Origin of the sequence: Flavobacterium sp. LB2P53 (genome assembly GCF_003970305.1) — a bacterium.
In the GTDB taxonomy this organism is placed as follows: Bacteria; Bacteroidota; Bacteroidia; order Flavobacteriales; family Flavobacteriaceae; genus Flavobacterium.
On sequence record NZ_RYDG01000006.1, the window covers coordinates 28,660 to 43,699 of the forward strand.

At 35.2% G+C, this 15,040-nt stretch carries 16 protein-coding genes; 9 read left to right on the forward strand and 7 right to left on the reverse strand.

Features of this window, described 5'->3' with window-relative positions; genetic code table 11:
- Nucleotides 1-83 precede the first annotated feature (83 nt).
- Nucleotides 84-959, forward strand: coding sequence for an HAEPLYID family protein (locus EKL95_RS08860; RefSeq protein WP_126563994.1), 876 nt, complete (start codon nt 84-86; stop codon nt 957-959).
- Between the two features lie 347 nt (nt 960-1,306).
- Nucleotides 1,307-1,759 carry an endo-arabinase gene (locus EKL95_RS08865; protein ID WP_126454498.1) on the forward strand — a complete coding sequence of 151 codons (453 nt, stop codon included), beginning with the start codon at nt 1,307-1,309 and terminating at the stop codon, nt 1,757-1,759.
- A gap of 238 nt (nt 1,760-1,997) precedes the next feature.
- On the opposite strand, the gene EKL95_RS08870 is transcribed toward EKL95_RS08865, so the two are convergent.
- Together EKL95_RS08870 and EKL95_RS08875 are read right to left on the reverse strand one after the other, a co-directional pair.
- Nucleotides 1,998-3,122 carry a cysteine desulfurase family protein gene (locus EKL95_RS08870; protein WP_126563995.1) on the reverse strand — a complete coding sequence of 375 codons (1,125 nt, stop codon included), beginning with the start codon at nt 3,120-3,122 and terminating at the stop codon, nt 1,998-2,000.
- 16 nt (nt 3,123-3,138) lie between these two features.
- Complete coding sequence (locus tag EKL95_RS08875) at nt 3,139-4,059, reverse strand: EamA family transporter (RefSeq protein ID WP_126563996.1); 921 nt, start codon at nt 4,057-4,059, stop codon at nt 3,139-3,141.
- A 204-nt stretch (nt 4,060-4,263) separates the two neighbouring features.
- Here EKL95_RS08875 and EKL95_RS08880 point away from each other — a divergent pair, with 204 nt between their 5' ends.
- On the forward strand, nt 4,264-5,208 hold the full coding sequence (locus EKL95_RS08880) for a hypothetical protein (RefSeq protein ID WP_126554266.1): 945 nt from the start codon (nt 4,264-4,266) through the stop codon (nt 5,206-5,208).
- 138 nt (nt 5,209-5,346) lie between these two features.
- On the opposite strand, the gene EKL95_RS08885 is transcribed toward EKL95_RS08880, so the two are convergent.
- Both EKL95_RS08885 and EKL95_RS08890 read right to left on the reverse strand, forming a co-directional pair.
- Nucleotides 5,347-5,898 (reverse strand): Smr/MutS family protein, encoded by a 552-nt coding sequence (locus EKL95_RS08885; protein WP_126554264.1) that lies wholly within the window; start codon nt 5,896-5,898, stop codon nt 5,347-5,349.
- On the reverse strand, nt 5,888-6,073 hold the full coding sequence (locus EKL95_RS08890) for a hypothetical protein (RefSeq protein ID WP_126462226.1): 186 nt from the start codon (nt 6,071-6,073) through the stop codon (nt 5,888-5,890). The genes EKL95_RS08885 and EKL95_RS08890 overlap by 11 nt, the downstream gene beginning before the upstream one ends.
- 102 nt (nt 6,074-6,175) lie before the next feature.
- Between EKL95_RS08890 and EKL95_RS08895 the strand changes: the two genes are divergently transcribed.
- Entirely contained in the window at nt 6,176-6,454 is a 279-nt protein-coding gene (locus tag EKL95_RS08895) for a DUF2752 domain-containing protein (protein ID WP_126554262.1), read from the forward strand.
- Between the two features lie 35 nt (nt 6,455-6,489).
- On the opposite strand, the gene EKL95_RS08900 is transcribed toward EKL95_RS08895, so the two are convergent.
- Nucleotides 6,490-7,188: a DUF1003 domain-containing protein gene (locus EKL95_RS08900; RefSeq protein ID WP_126462232.1), complete on the reverse strand. Its 699-nt coding sequence runs from the start codon at nt 7,186-7,188 to the stop codon at nt 6,490-6,492.
- A gap of 444 nt (nt 7,189-7,632) precedes the next feature.
- On the opposite strand from EKL95_RS08900, the gene cysM reads away from it, so the two are divergent.
- From cysM to EKL95_RS08915, 3 genes are all read left to right on the forward strand, one after another.
- Nucleotides 7,633-8,520, forward strand: a complete 888-nt coding sequence (gene cysM, locus EKL95_RS08905) for a cysteine synthase CysM (RefSeq protein WP_126454514.1) — start codon at nt 7,633-7,635, stop codon at nt 8,518-8,520.
- A 122-nt stretch (nt 8,521-8,642) separates the two neighbouring features.
- Entirely contained in the window at nt 8,643-9,338 is a 696-nt protein-coding gene (locus EKL95_RS08910) for an SGNH/GDSL hydrolase family protein (RefSeq protein ID WP_233589392.1), read from the forward strand.
- 64 nt (nt 9,339-9,402) lie between these two features.
- The gene (locus EKL95_RS08915) at nt 9,403-10,755 is read left to right on the forward strand and encodes a M28 family metallopeptidase (protein WP_126554260.1); all 1,353 of its coding nucleotides are present in this window, start codon (nt 9,403-9,405) and stop codon (nt 10,753-10,755) included.
- Between the two features lie 181 nt (nt 10,756-10,936).
- Here EKL95_RS08915 and menD read toward each other — a convergent pair whose 3' ends face one another.
- On the reverse strand, nt 10,937-12,598 hold the full coding sequence (menD, locus tag EKL95_RS08920) for a 2-succinyl-5-enolpyruvyl-6-hydroxy-3-cyclohexene-1-carboxylic-acid synthase (protein WP_126563997.1): 1,662 nt from the start codon (nt 12,596-12,598) through the stop codon (nt 10,937-10,939).
- Between the two features lie 94 nt (nt 12,599-12,692).
- Between menD and EKL95_RS08925 the strand changes: the two genes are divergently transcribed.
- Both EKL95_RS08925 and EKL95_RS08930 read left to right on the forward strand, forming a co-directional pair.
- Complete coding sequence (locus EKL95_RS08925; protein WP_126454520.1) at nt 12,693-13,190, forward strand: GNAT family N-acetyltransferase; 498 nt, start codon at nt 12,693-12,695, stop codon at nt 13,188-13,190.
- Nucleotides 13,191-13,301: 111 nt separating this feature from the next.
- Nucleotides 13,302-14,252 carry a tRNA dihydrouridine synthase gene (locus EKL95_RS08930; RefSeq protein WP_126562006.1) on the forward strand — a complete coding sequence of 317 codons (951 nt, stop codon included), beginning with the start codon at nt 13,302-13,304 and terminating at the stop codon, nt 14,250-14,252.
- Between the two features lie 188 nt (nt 14,253-14,440).
- On the opposite strand, the gene EKL95_RS08935 is transcribed toward EKL95_RS08930, so the two are convergent.
- Nucleotides 14,441-15,028, reverse strand: coding sequence for a glutathione peroxidase (locus tag EKL95_RS08935; protein ID WP_126562005.1), 588 nt, complete (start codon nt 15,026-15,028; stop codon nt 14,441-14,443).
- Nucleotides 15,029-15,040 lie beyond the last annotated feature (12 nt).

Genomic DNA, 15,040 nt, shown 5'->3' on the forward strand with positions numbered 1-15,040 from the left:
TTATTTAGATCATTAATCCCTGCCTTATTTTCTCATGAAAACTAGGGTTGCAATTCGTATACTAAAACATAAAACAAATTAAAATGGCTCTTCAATATTTAAAAACAGCGGTATTTACTCTGCTATTAACGGTACTTACGGGTACACATTCTCAAGCACAAACAGAAAAAAACCAACAAAATACGATCAAAGACAGTCTTTACATTCAAGAAGTTGAAGGCAAAAAAAAACGTCCAAAAGTGTTACATGCTGAACCTCTGTACATCGATCTCATTAGAGATTTGGGAGCCCGAAAAGGAGAAAAAGAATGGAATTTAGGTCTCGGTTTGACAGACAATATCACTCATGATGAATATACTGCACTGCTAGAATATGAATGGGCTCCAATTGATCGATTAGGACTTGAAGTAGAATTGCCTTTTTCAATTTATTACCCTACTTCCGGCAACGGAAATTCGCCGGGAAGTAACCTGAATAGTATAAAACTAGCGGCACAATATACCTTTTTTGTTTCAGAAAAAAAGAAAATATCAATGGCTGTTGGCTATATTCACGAATTTCTATTACCCAATTTTAACAACTACAGCAATAGTACTTTAATAACCGGAAATGGATATAATCCGTTCTTGGTGATTACTAAACGCTGGGGACAAAATTTTCATACCCTTTTATACACCGGGCCACAATTTACGCACCACTTTTCAGATAATACAACACAGACGAACTGGCAGATTAATTCAAATATCCATTACATGATCCCCGGAACGCGAAATTTTATTGGACTGGAGTTTAACAAAGAAATTAATAATGCTGATTTTGATATGACAATCCGACCTCAAATGAGAGTAGAAATTACAGATAATTTACTAATAGGCATAGTAACCGGAATTCCTATAAATAGAGAAAACCAGCGGTTTAGCTCCTTTTTACGACTCATTTATGAACCTTCGTCGCATTAAAAAAACAGTGCTTTTTTGATGCAAGTTAGTAGGATCCAATACTAAAACCTTAAAATAAAGCGACCTTTCTTTAATTAATATTACCACTAGACTAGCCGGATTTTTTTAAACACAATCCGGTTAATCAGTGATAATTAGCGGGATAGTGTCAAGAGTCTTTTTTTGCAGCTGTTGTAAAACTCTCTCTTAATACAACAACGCACAAAAATGAAATCCTATTTGTTTTCATAGGATTAAATTATATATTTACGTTCGTAAAAAACCTTAAAATTCTTGAAAGCACATGTTTTTAGCTGATTTTACGCCATAAAAACGAAAAACATAATATTCTAAAAAACAGGCCTGATATGAAATGGACAATATCCTTTTATCTTATACTAGCACTAAATTTGGTAGGTTATAGTCAAAATAATGATGAATCTGAGAGCATCAAAAAACTACTTGAAAAAGAGTCTGCCACATGGAGAGCTGGCGACAGCAAGGGACATACGGACTGCTGGTACATTCAGCCCTACAGCCGAATATTAATTTCAACTGGAGACGGAACCGTACTCGACATTCCGCCTACGGCTATGATTAATACAAATCCGGAAGCAATGGGTAACGGTGGCTATTCTGTAAATACAAATTACAAAATGAGTATTCATAAGGACAACGCCTGGGTAAGCCACAACGAAGAGTCAACGGCCAAAGATGGTAAAAAAACGTTCTCGTATGAAATTCGGTTATTAGAAAAAATTGATGGACACTGGAAATTAGTGGGGCAATCCATTCATATTTCTAAACAAACAGGTGAATAACTTGTAATTGAACTGCAGCTTACACTTTTTTTTTAATTAACACTCGGCAACTGTCTATTAATCACAAAAGACAAATACATCAACATTAATCAAGGTTCTGAATCTGCATTATGCTTTTTTAAAGCGCGCTTAATCATGGAAAAATATGCAGAAAAGCCATCGATTTCATTATAAATATCCAAAACTAGGTGCGTAAATACGTTAATACTACTGAAGAAACTACTTTACAGCAGATTTTTTATATCGTTTTCAAAGCTGCAATAAGCAAATCAATATCTTCTTTAGTATTATAATGGCTGAATGAAATGCGCAAACTTGGTTTCTTTAAATCGTCATTCGAAAGCATTTCGGCTAATACATGAGACGGTTTTATACTCCCGGACTGGCAGGCGCTACCGCGGGAAACTGCTATCCCTTTCATGTCTAAATGAAACAAAATCATCGCTGTCTTTTCGTCTAAAAAAGGCAGTAAAACATTTAAAACCGTGTAAAAACCATCGCTATTCCCATTAATTTCGAAACCTGGAAAATCAATTTCAAGCTTGGTAATTAAATAACTCCGTACTTCAGAAATGTGCTTTCGTTCCGTTTCTAAATTGGTGTATGAAAGTTCCAGAGCTTTTGCCATTCCTGCAATTTGATGTAGAGCCTCAGTCCCGGCGCGCAATCCTTTCTCTTGTTCGCCACCAAAAAATAAGGGTTGCATTCCTGAATTTTTTCGAATAAATGCAAAACCAACGCCTTTAGGTCCATGAAATTTATGCGCACTGGCCACGATAAAATCTATAGATAAATTTTGCAAATCTATGCCGGTTTTCCCTATGGACTGTACGGTATCCGAATGAAACAAAGCACTGTGCTCTTGACAAATACGGCTTATTCGTTCTAAATCTAAAACAGTTCCAATTTCATTATTCACATGCATCAAACTGACTAATGTTTTCTTATCCTGTGATAATAACTCTACTAAATCAGTAATATCAATTGCTCCATTTGGCTTTATTGCTACATAATCAATCTGAATTCCATACTCTTTTTCTAAAACTAAAGCCGTGTACAAAACCGCATGATGCTCGATTTTACTGGTAATGATTCGTTGCACTTTCAAGTCCTTAACGGCTGACCGAAGAATCCAGTTATTGGCCTCGGTACCACAGGAAGTAAAAATTATTTCCTGCGCAGTGGCATTCAGGTTTTTGGCAATTGACTTTCTGGAAAGCTCCAGAACATTTTTTGCAGAACGCCCTAAGCTGTGCGTTGAAGATGGATTTCCATAATCTTCCGTTAATACTTTAGTCATTTCCTGGATTACTTCGGGACGAATAGCAGTTGTAGAAGCGTTATCGAGATATACTTTTTTCATTTTTTAAATTATAAAATTATTTTAAAACTGGTATTTCTGAAGGGACGAGTTTTAATTTTCGGGGAAAAAGCAGTTTTTCATTAAAAACAACAATTGAAACCAAAATCAGCAAATAAGAAAACAATTGAAGCGAGCTAACCTGCTCGTTATAATAAAATATAGCCAACAAGAAATTAATAATCGGGTTAATATAAATCATAATTCCCACCGCGGAAGAGTTGATTCCTTTGAGCGCATAGAGATTTAGAAACAAAGGGATAATCGTAAAAAAAACCACAATCAGGAACATGTAGCCGTAAAACAGAGGCTCTACAGGAATTGTTCCACTGTATTTTGGATAAAAAGGGAGCAGTACAAGTGCCGTAAAAATCAATTGAATCGTCAGGCTGAGGAATTTATCTAAATCATTATTTTTACGTTGACTCACTAAATACAGCGCATAAGTAGCAGCCGTAATAAGACTGTAGAATATATCCTGAAAATGATTAAAGGATAATAAAACGCAACTAAATACACTAATTAAAACAGCAATCCACTGCCATTTGCTCAGCGTTTCTTTCAACATGAAAAAGGCAAAAACAGTTGTTACAATTGGACAAATTAAATACGCCAACGAAGCCGCATTTACACTTACGTGATTCATCACATAAATGTAAACAAACCAGTTTGAGGAGAGAAATATACCTCCGCCAAGTGTTAGCATAACAACACTCTTCTGTTGTTTGAGAGGTATCGTCTTGAAGTGATTCCAGTTTTTACGCATTACATTTCTACGGAAAACAACATTGATCAACACCATGGTAATGGCACTAAAAAACACTCGGTAAAATAATATATCCAGCGACGGATAATTGTGTAAAGGCTTTAAAGCAAAACTAAAAAAACCCCAAACAAAAAAAGCTAAAAAAGCAGCCGAATAATATTTGTTAAGTCTCATCTATCGTATTAAATTTAGACAAAGATACTGATTTCAATCGGCTTTAAATTCTCACTATCTTTCAATTTTATAACTATTAAAACAGGTACTTTATCACTTAATTGATAGTTGCTAAAACACAATATCCTGTTAAATAATCTATTTTTAAGCGGTTATGCATTTGGAATAAATTAAAAATTCTATTTTTGTTTTAAATTTTATAAAATGAAAAGAATTGTTAGCCTGTTGGTTTTTGCATTGCTCCTAAACGGATGTGATGATGGAGATTTAATTCAAGAAACCATCACTTTTGAAGATGTAGCCACACAAAATTGCACGACAAATGGGATCATTTATAAATTAAAAGATAGCGAAGCGTTAATTCTTGAAATAAAAAATGTTGTTTTTCCGACAGAAACAAGTGTGCAAGAACTGGATATCAATGGTACAAATCGAGTTTTTTACCGTTTTTATAACGGAACTGTCACAAATGCTACAATTTGCGAAACTATTCCTCCGGCAACACCTACAGTTACAGGCCAATGGACCGCAACTGGCGGGAAAATTGTAATAACTACAACGGCAATAAAACCCCTAAATCCTGATGATAACAGTACTAAAATTACAGGATACAATCATAATATAAAGTTCAAAAACATCACTTTTGATAAAGGAAACGGAACGCAAGTGTACGAAACATTCTTTTTTGGAGACTATCAAATAGCAGCAACACCGCTGCCTTTTAGTTTCAATAAAACATTGGAACAATGTGCTACTTCCAAACAATTATACGATTACAACAGCAGTGAAGCGCTAATTCTGGATATTGATGCCAGTTTAATCGTGAATGCCGTAACACCGCTGAACACTCCTAGAACCGGATTGATAGGCGACACAGAAAACAAACTGACGTATCGTTTATTCTCTGGCTTGGTTACAGGAAATTATTTTTGTAATACTACTTTTCCTACTACTCCGACATTTAGTGAAGAATGGATTGGAGTGTCAGGAATAGCAAATACCAGCGGTATTATAGAAGTAACAACTACAACAAATGGATCAGGTTTTAGACATACTGTAGTGCTAAAAAAAGTAAAAATGAAGAAAGGAAACAGTGATTTTATTCTAGGTGATGCTTATATTTATGGAGATTTATTGACTACCAATTAGGGGCCAAAAAACTTATAATTTCAGATAAGAAAAAGTTGTTTTCATGGTTACAAAAAAGGGTCTAATTTAAGAGAATTTCAAAGGAGAAATCATCTTAAATCAGACCTTTCGTTTTGGAATTAAAAATTAAAAATGAGCTTACATAGCGCTCTGCTTAATGAAAACTTCTGTTGCTCCTTGACCGTATTTTTGATAATTACCTTCTTGAAAAGCGATGTTATCATACCGTCCCAATAAGAAATCTAGCTCTGCTTTCAAGACTCCTTCCCCGACTCCATGTATAAAAACAATCTTTGGAATGCGATTTTTAATCGCAAATTCAATATGGCGTTTTGCTGTTTCAGTCTGTAGCGTCAGAATATCATAATTCGACATTCCGCGTTTATTAGGCACCAGTTTTTCAATGTGTAAATCAAATTCAGGAGCTGGAATTTCGTGTTTAGATTTCCTTTCTTTTACAAAACTACGGGGTTTTGGGATCTCTTTCTCTTTTGCAATTTCACTTACATTTATTCTTCTGATTGAATCCATTAAGTTACTGGAATCGTTTATTTTAAGTAATTCATTGACAATAAATGTCATCGTAAAACCATCCTCCGTTTCTATCGTAACCTGCTGGTCTTTGACTGACAACACTATCCCATTCATCGCTTCATCCAGCACGGAAACTTTATCTCCTTTATTGAACATTTTCGTCTTCTTTTTCTTGATTTTTACTCGGAGTTTTAGCACTCAACTGCATCATTCCAATCATAAAAACTACAATTGCAACAACCATGATGTACACGTTTTTTTCGGCACTCACCTGCTCGTATAAAGCAACTGTGATGGCGAGAATCATTATGGGGATTATATATTTTTTCATCTTTTAAAATATCAGATTCCAAAAGTACTGAATTTAAAATTACTCTATTTACTCTTGATAAAATTTCTTACTTTTACGTATACTTGTAAAAAAGAAAAAAAATTGAATCTAGAAAAATACATGCTCCCGTGTTTCAGTAAAACACTCTTTGGAATAGAGTGTTTGGGCTGTGGTTTTCAGCGAGGATTTTTATTGCTTTTACAAGGCGATTTTGGAGGTGCCTTCGATAGGTATCCGGCAATTTTCACGACCTTATTATTTCTGGGAATTCTGGCTTTGAATTTCATAGACACCAACAGAAACTACAAAAAAATAATTATCGGCGCCGCTGTCCTTAATGGTGTTTTTATGATTGCAGGGTATTATTTTAAACACTACTAATGAGTTTCTTTTTATCCCCTTTACAGCAACAACAATTATTTGATTCGGGCTAGGATATCATTCATCATTTCGATTTGTACTTTCTGAATTTCAATTAATTCTTCTTGCTGATGCATAATCAAATGATCCAGTTTTTCATGAAGCATTCTGATTTCAAGTTCTGATTTCAAATTAATCATATAATCTTTTTTAGCTCTTTCCCGATCTTTTTCTTCCTGACGGTTTTGGCTCATCATAATTACCGGTGCTTGAAGTGCAGCCAAACAGGACAAAATTAAATTTAATAAAATAAATGGATACGGATCAAAACCTTTATTCAGCAGAATATAAATATTAGCCAAAATCCACAACAAGATAAACACCCCAAAAAGAATGATAAATTTCCAGCTTCCGCCAAAAGCAGCTACCTTGTCTGCCACTTTTTGCCCTACGGTTCGATCACCATTTTCATCCTCTACAGTATTCACCAGCGATTTATCTTCGCTTAAGGAACCGATTACTTTAGCCTCCAGATTAGACAATTCCCCTATTTCGACCAATAAATAATTCGAAATATATTTTTCCCGATACCTATTAAGTTCACTTATTGCTAATAATTTATTGGCATCAAAATCAGGATAATCATTTTGAATAAGTGCTAATATTGGGTTCCGTATGGTCTTAGCAGCTACTTTATCCGCTATTGGGAATACCTTTTTAGAAATGTCACTTATAAAAGTCGAATTACTTTTCATAGCTAGTTATTTATTGGCTAATTTAAAAAACACTTCTATCGAAACTAATAATCAATTTGTATACCTTGAAAATATAAACAGTCTAGCAATAGCTGTTTATATCTTAAAATTGTAAAAAAAGCTATTGATTTAATTTTTATTAATTCCAATTAACGGATATAACAAAAATTTCAATTGCATTCAAAAGCGATAAATTTAACAAAAATGTAGCAATAAACAAGATAGCTTTATTGACTAAAAACAAATAATCCAAAATTGTTCAATACCTTTACCATTCGTTTTAAAAACCATGAAAATGCCACTGAATTATAAAAATATTCCTTTCTGCTATTGTTGTTGCTATTTTTAAAATAAGCTTGTTAAAAATAGTTTTTATAAACGAATACTTATCAAATTTAGTCAATACTCGGATTATTACAAATCAAACACAACACACCCAATAGCATGAAATCTCAAACAATACTAGATTTAATAGGCAATACACCTTTAGTTGAATCTACCCATTTGATACAAAATGACAAGGTAAAACTTTTACTGAAACTCGAAGGAAATAATCCAGGCGGAAGCATAAAGGATCGTGCGGCATACAACATGATCAAATCAGCATTAGAAAGAGGAGAAATCAAAAAAGGAGACAAGTTAATTGAGGCAACCAGCGGTAATACCGGAATTGCTTTGGCGATGATTGCCCAATTATTCAATATCGAAATCGAATTGATACTCCCGGAAGATTCCACTATAGAACGTACGCTTACTATGCGTGCTTATGGAGCTACGGTCATTCTAACGCCTGCTGACACCGGAATAATTGGTTCCAGAGATTATGCTGATAAAAAGGTAGCCGAAGGCGGATACATAATGCTCAATCAGTTTGCTAATGATGACAACTGGAAAGCACATTACAAAACCACAGGTCCGGAAATATGGAATGATACGGAAGGAACGGTAACCCATTTCATATCAGCAATGGGAACTACAGGGACAATTATAGGAACGTCAACGTATTTGAAAGAGCGGAATCCAGAAATTCAAATTATTGGTGCGCAACCCAGCGACGGTTCGCAGATTCCGGGAATCAGAAAATGGCCTCAAGAATATTTACCTAGAATTTTTGATGCTTCAAAAGTAGATACCATCATTGAAATTTCGGAACAGGAAGCACGTGCTATGACCAAACGTTTGGCACTTGAAGAAGGCATTTTTGCAGGAATGAGTAGTGGCGGTTCCGTGGCTGCAGCACTAAAAATAGCAAATACAATAGAGTCCGGTGTGATTGTCGCTATCATTTGCGACCGAGGCGATCGGTATTTGTCTTCCGATTTATTTGATTAAATACCAATACACTATAAAATCAACCTTCCTTTTCTCTATCTTTCGGATAAGAATGGAAGGTTGTTGCGTTTTACTGCACTACCACTTATTTACTGTTTTCAAAATTTCTAATCCGGTTACAAATGAAAAACATCCAATTTATTTACAGCATCTTATTTTTATCAATCGTTATGGGAGAAACAATACAGGCGCAGGACTGGCCAAATTTAAGCAAATACCAAGAGCAGAATGTTGCGCTGAAACCACCAGCAGCTGGACAACAACGAATTGTCTTTATGGGTGATTCCATAACCGAATTCTGGAGTGCAACCAATTCTGAATACTTTTCAGGAAAACCATATATAAATAGGGGTATTAGCGGTCAAACAACCCCGCAAATGCTCATCCGTTTCAGAGCTGATGTTATTGCTTTACAGCCAGCCGCAGTACTCATTTTAGCAGGAATCAATGATATTGCCGGAAATACAGGCCCCACAACATTAGATAGGATTGAAAACAATATTATTTCGATGGTTGAATTGGCACAAGCAAACCAGATCAAAGTTATTTTGTGTTCCGTATTACCCGCTTTTGATTTTCCTTGGAAACCCAATCAAAATCCGGCTGAAAAGGTTATGGAGCTTAATCAATTACTAAAGAAATATGCTGATGCGAATGGAATTATCTACCTGGATTATTTTTCAGCAATGGTCGATGAGAGCAACGGATTAAAAGCTGCCTATTCCGGTGATGGAGTACATCCTAATAAATTGGGCTATCAGGTAATGGCGCCTCTGGCTGAAAAAGCGATTGCGCAAGTTCTAGCAATGAAACACTAAAGCACAATTTTGTGCCTAAAATCTTTTCCTTTTCCCTAACTTTGAGAAAACTAAAAAAAATTAGATGAAATCAACCTCAATTCTCTGTTTCTTCCTACTATTATTCATTACTCATGCCAATTACGCACAAACCACCGTCGATGATCCCGAAATAAAAAAAATGGTGGCTGAGGTACAATCGGAAAATATGGAAGCTACGGTCCGAAAACTAGTGTCTTTTGGAACCAGACATACCCTAAGCGACACAAAAAGTAACACTCGCGGTATTGGCGCAGCGCAACGCTGGGTTAAATCGGAATTTGATAAATATGCTTTGGCTTCTGGCGGCAGACTAACTTCGGTTATTGACTTTTTCACCATCAAAGCAGATGGAAGACGTATTGCCACCGACAGCCAATTGGGTAATGTCATGGCAACCTTAAAAGGAACTGATCCTACGGACGATCGTGTATTAATTATAAGCGGCCATTTAGATTCTCGTGCTTCGGATGTCATGGATGCTAAAATTGATGCGCCAGGTGCTAATGACGACGCTTCCGGAGTAGCCGCCATGATGGAACTGGCCCGTATAATGAGCCAAAGAGAATTCCCTTTTACACTGATTTTTGTGGCTGTAGTTGGTGAAGAACAAGGATTATACGGAGCTAAGCATTTAGCGGATGTTGCCAAAGAGGGAAAATGGAATATTATTGCCATGATCAACAATGATATGATTGGAAACAGTTTATCCAGCGGTACTTTATTACGAGACAATACTAAAGTGCGCGTTTTCAGTGAAACAATTCCATTCTTAGAGACAGAAGCCGAGTCAAAAATGCGTAAATCGACCAATCGTGATAATGACAGTCCATCCAGACAACTAGCGCGATACATCAAAACGGTTACCAATCAATATGTGGAGCAACTGGATATTAATTTAGTGTATCGCAACGACCGTTTCTTACGTGGTGGGGATCATACTCCTTTCAGTCAAAATGGATTTACAGCTGTTCGTTTTTGTGAAATGAACGAAAACTACGACCACCAACATCAAGATGTTCGAAAAGAAAACAACATCCAGTACGGCGATCTTGCAGAATTTATGGACTTTGAATACATGAAGAAAGTAACCTGTTCTAACTTGGCTACGTTCAGTAATTTGGCTTGGTCTCCAAAAGCACCAACAAACGTAGGAATTGAAGTAAAGGATTTGACTAATTTTTCTACTTTAGTTTGGACCGCACCTGAAGGGAAATCGGTTTATGGATACAACATTCTTATTAGAGAAACGGCATCACAACATTGGGAAAAAACAATTTTTGTACAAGATACTAAAGCTGAAATCCCATATTCTAAAGACAATTTTTTCTTTGCTGTTCAAGCAGTTGATGCATTAGGACATTCCAGTTTACCGGTTTTCCCTTTGCCAATTCGTTAAAACACTAGAAGGTTTTAAACAATTAAAGTAATTTTTTATAGTCACGTTTTTATTAATGAATCTTACTTGATGGTTCAACACAACAATAAATAAAAAAGCGTTTGCTTATGCAAACGTTTTTTTTTATGTTTCCCATTTATAAATTAAGTATAAATGGTAAATATCAATGATCCGAAAATAATTAAATCAACTCTTTAAAATATTGCAGTAAAATACTGTCGTTTTTCAAGGTTGGTGTGAAAATTTCCAAAATACTTGGTTTTTCATTTTGAGCATACAAAGCAGTCAAACTTATTGCTAAACTCGCCTCATCACTGGCAATACTGTATTCAAAACCATACATTTTAGCCAAATGTTCCGCAGTTAAACAATGTGAAGTTTCAAAGAAGGTATTAAAAACCGGTGTTTCTTTGTGTCCGGGTAAAATCCTAAATATTCCTCCTCCACCGTTATTAATCAATATAATCTTGAAATTTTTTGGAATGTAATTGTTCCATAATGCATTGCTGTCGTACAAAAACCCTATATCACCTGTTATAAAAACCGTTTGTTTTTCATTGGCAACAGCCGCACCAATAGCCGTAGAAGTACTACCATCGATTCCGCTGGTACCGCGATTGCAATATACTTCAATTGAAGGATCAACAGCTACTAATTGCGCATACCGAATTGCCGAACTATTACTGATTTGTAATTGACTATTTTTTGGCAAATACTGCATCACTTTTTCAAAAACTTTAAAATCCGAAAAAGGAATTTTGTTTAAATAAATATCACTTTTTAGCTTTCGCAGCACTTTAACCGCGTCTAATTGCTGAAAATAATTACTTTCTGTTGCTTTTGTAAGTGGCAAGAAAGTATCAAAAAAAACATTTGGGTCTGCTTCAAAATGTTTGGTCAAAGCGCCAAACGTGTCGTAAGCTCTTAAAGAATCAATATGCCAATGGTGTTTTGGTTTGTGTTTTCTTAAAAAAGCCTTGATTCGTTTTGAAACGACCATTCCTCCAAAAGTGACTAAAATTTCCGGACGAAAATTTTCAAAATCGGCATTCGTAAAAGGCGTAATTATTGTGTCTATAGTATTGATGAAAGTATCGTGATGCACGTTAGAAGTTGTTTCAGTCAGCACGACTATCGACACGTCTTTGGCGAAGGCCTCAATTATTTTTTGGCTGATAGCATTTGGGGCATTCACACCAACCAAAATCATTTTTTTAGTGGAATTGTTCCAAATTGTTGCAAATTCCGAAACGTCTTCTATGGAAATCGTCTGAGTCACTTTTGCGGAAGCGATACTATTCACTTCGATTGAAAGTTCCGAAACGGTTTCATACAATGGTTCTTCAAAAGGCGCATTGATGTGAACGGGGCCTTTTTGAGTGATGGCCGCATTGATCGCCGCATTGATTTTTAAATCATTTGCCACCGAAACATTCTCAAGTAAATTAGCATTGTAAAGCGAATGGTTTTCGAATACATTTTCTTGCCGAATCGTTTGGCCGTCACCAATATCAATCTTGCTTTGGGGCCTGTCTGCCGAAATCACAATCATAGGAATCTGGCTGTAAAATGCTTCCGCAAAAGCCGGATAATAATTCAATAAAGCCGAACCGGAAGTACACACCAAAGCCACTGGATGCTTGGTTTGTTGTGCTATTCCCAATGCAAAAAAAGCAGCCGAACGCTCGTCAGCAATGCTGTAACATTGAAAAGCGGGATTGTTTACAAAACCAATTGTGAGCGGGGCATTACGAGAACCTGGAGAAATAATTATGGTAGTAATTCCTTTGGCCAAACAGATTTCAATAATGCTTTGTGCCAAAGGTATTTTAGGGTAAATCATTGTTTTAGTTTGAAAAAAACAAAGATACAAAGATGTGAAGGTTTTTCTCTAATCTTAAATAGTTTTCTTAAATTTGAAACAAAATATATTCTTTATGGAAATCAAAATAAGACCGGCAGTTTTTACCGATTTAGATACAATATTGGAGATCATCAATCACCAAATACTGCACAGTACTTCGATTTATGATTATGAGCCCCGTGATTTTGAAACCCATAAATTGTGGTTTGAAGACAAAATAACTAATGACTTACCTGTTATTGTTGCTGAAACTGAAAATGGAACAATTGGGTACGCTACTTACGGAACTTTTCGTCATAAAATAGGATATCGTTTTACGGTAGAACATTCTGTTTATGTTGCGGAGGAGTTTTTAGGAAAAGGCGTTGGGAAATTATTACTGGCTGAACTAATTCAATTGGCAAAAAAACAAAAATACCATACAATGATTGGCGTTATTGACTCCGAAAATAAAGGCAGTATCGCTTTTCATAAAAAATATGGGTTTGAAACCGTTGGCGTTATTAAAGAATCCGGCTATAAATTTGATCGTTGGTTGAGTTCCGTTTTTATGCAATTAATTTTAGAATAATTGAATTTGTACCAGCATATAATAGTTTATTTATTAAACATGTTAGGCTTTAAAAAATTTATACCTTTAAGACTTGCCACTTTATAGTATATTTGCACAACTAAAAATTTCATGGACTACACCTTACTCTCCTCGCCTTTACAGGGATTTACTGACTTTCGTTTTAGAAATGCCCAAAACAAACTTTTTGGAGGAATTGATACATTTTACTCGCCTTATATTCGATTGAACGGAAAGATGGTAATAAAACCTTCGTATGAACGAGACCTGCTTCCTGAAAATAATCTTGATTTAGAAGTTATTCCGCAAGTGATAACAAACGATGCCGATGAATTTTTATTTGTAGCCAAGTACGTTCAAGAATTGGGATATAAAGAATTAAACTGGAATTTAGGCTGTCCGTATCCTATGGTTACTAAGTCTGGTATGGGTTCCGGATTGATCAGCAATCCCGATAAAATAAATACTATCCTTCACAGAGCGCATACTGAATCGGATATTATTGTCTCTATGAAAATGCGTTTGGGGTATGAAAACAGTGAAGAAATACTGGATGTTTTACCTATTTTAGATACCTATCCAATCAAGAACATAGCGATTCATGCGCGTATTGGCAAGCAATTGTACAAAGGTGGCGTAAATCTAGATGCATTCCAGCATTGTGTTGACAACACCAAGCATAAATTATATTACAATGGCGACATAACCTCCGTGGCTAAATTTCATGAAATGCAGCAACGCTTCCCAACCATTGACCATTGGATGATTGGCCGAGGATTAATATCAGATCCTTTTTTACCAAGTATGATAAAAAACAATACTTCAGAATATCCTGCAAACAAAATAGAATTATTCAGTGCGTTTCACGATACTTTGTATGCTATTTATAGCGAATCACTTTCTGGTTCGACACATATTTTACTGAAAATGTACCATTTATGGGAATACTTTTCGGCTACGTTTTCAAATCCGCACAAAGTTTTAAAGAAAATAAAAAAAGCACAGAGTATTCGGAATTACGAAGCAGCTGTAGCCGAAATTTTCAAAAATGAAAAATTCTAAGGAAAAAAATAAACGATTAAGAAATTAAGAAAAACTAAGCTCTGATTCTTAATGTAACTTAATTTCTTGATAGTTAAATTTAATCGAAGCTACATTAATACTATAAACAGCAAAAAAAAGAGATTTTCATTTGACTGAAAATCTCTTTTGATTATTTACATAATAATTAGCACATTAGTTACATAAAATTATGCTTTAATCCAATTCAATACTTCCGGATCCGTTACTAATGTTCGTGGAGCGATCACTTTTTCTAATTCACCTTTTTCATTGATTAGGTATTTTTGAAAATTCCATTCTACAGTGGAATCTTGTAATCCGTTTTTAGATTTTTGAGTCAAAAACTGATAAATAGCAGCCATATCCTCTCCTTTTACAGAAACTTTGTCCATCATAGGAAACGTAACACCGTAATTCATTTGACAAAAAGTAGCAATTTCATCATTGGTTCCTGGCTCTTGTGACGCAAAATTATTAGCAGGAAAACCCACAATCACTAATCCGTTGTCTTTGTATTCTTTATATGTAGCTTCAAGATCTTTGTATTGAGGAGTCAGTCCACATTTTGAAGCCGTATTCACAATCATGATTTTTTTTCCTTTCAAAGAAGCAAAATCAAAACTGTTTCCTGATAAATCTTCTACTTTAAACTGATAAATGGTTTCTTTTGCAATTGGAGTTGTGTTCATATTTATTTCAGATTTTTTAGGTTGTGCCTGATTTTGGCAACTAAATAACAGTAAAGCGCAAGTAGCTATAAATACACTATTTTTCATAATTGAAATTTT

Excerpts from the sequence above, each read along its gene's own strand:
- EKL95_RS08900 (WP_126462232.1), bottom strand. The coding sequence starts at position 7,188 with ATGAAAAGTAATTCGACTTTTATAAGTGACATTTCTAAAAAGGTATTC.
- EKL95_RS08930 (WP_126562006.1), top strand. The coding sequence starts at position 13,302 with ATGGACTACACCTTACTCTCCTCGCCTTTACAGGGATTTACTGACTTT.
- menD (WP_126563997.1), bottom strand. The coding sequence starts at position 12,598 with ATGATTTACCCTAAAATACCTTTGGCACAAAGCATTATTGAAATCTGT.
- EKL95_RS08865 (WP_126454498.1), top strand. The coding sequence starts at position 1,307 with ATGAAATGGACAATATCCTTTTATCTTATACTAGCACTAAATTTGGTA.
- EKL95_RS08890 (WP_126462226.1), bottom strand. The coding sequence starts at position 6,073 with ATGAAAAAATATATAATCCCCATAATGATTCTCGCCATCACAGTTGCT.
- EKL95_RS08875 (WP_126563996.1), bottom strand. The coding sequence starts at position 4,059 with ATGAGACTTAACAAATATTATTCGGCTGCTTTTTTAGCTTTTTTTGTT.
- EKL95_RS08910 (WP_233589392.1), top strand. The coding sequence starts at position 8,643 with ATGAAAAACATCCAATTTATTTACAGCATCTTATTTTTATCAATCGTT.
- EKL95_RS08880 (WP_126554266.1), top strand. The coding sequence starts at position 4,264 with ATGAAAAGAATTGTTAGCCTGTTGGTTTTTGCATTGCTCCTAAACGGA.
- EKL95_RS08925 (WP_126454520.1), top strand. The coding sequence starts at position 12,693 with ATGGAAATCAAAATAAGACCGGCAGTTTTTACCGATTTAGATACAATA.
- EKL95_RS08915 (WP_126554260.1), top strand. The coding sequence starts at position 9,403 with ATGAAATCAACCTCAATTCTCTGTTTCTTCCTACTATTATTCATTACT.
- EKL95_RS08935 (WP_126562005.1), bottom strand. The coding sequence starts at position 15,028 with ATGAAAAATAGTGTATTTATAGCTACTTGCGCTTTACTGTTATTTAGT.
- cysM (WP_126454514.1), top strand. The coding sequence starts at position 7,633 with ATGAAATCTCAAACAATACTAGATTTAATAGGCAATACACCTTTAGTT.
- EKL95_RS08860 (WP_126563994.1), top strand. The coding sequence starts at position 84 with ATGGCTCTTCAATATTTAAAAACAGCGGTATTTACTCTGCTATTAACG.
- EKL95_RS08885 (WP_126554264.1), bottom strand. The coding sequence starts at position 5,898 with ATGTTCAATAAAGGAGATAAAGTTTCCGTGCTGGATGAAGCGATGAAT.
- EKL95_RS08870 (WP_126563995.1), bottom strand. The coding sequence starts at position 3,122 with ATGAAAAAAGTATATCTCGATAACGCTTCTACAACTGCTATTCGTCCC.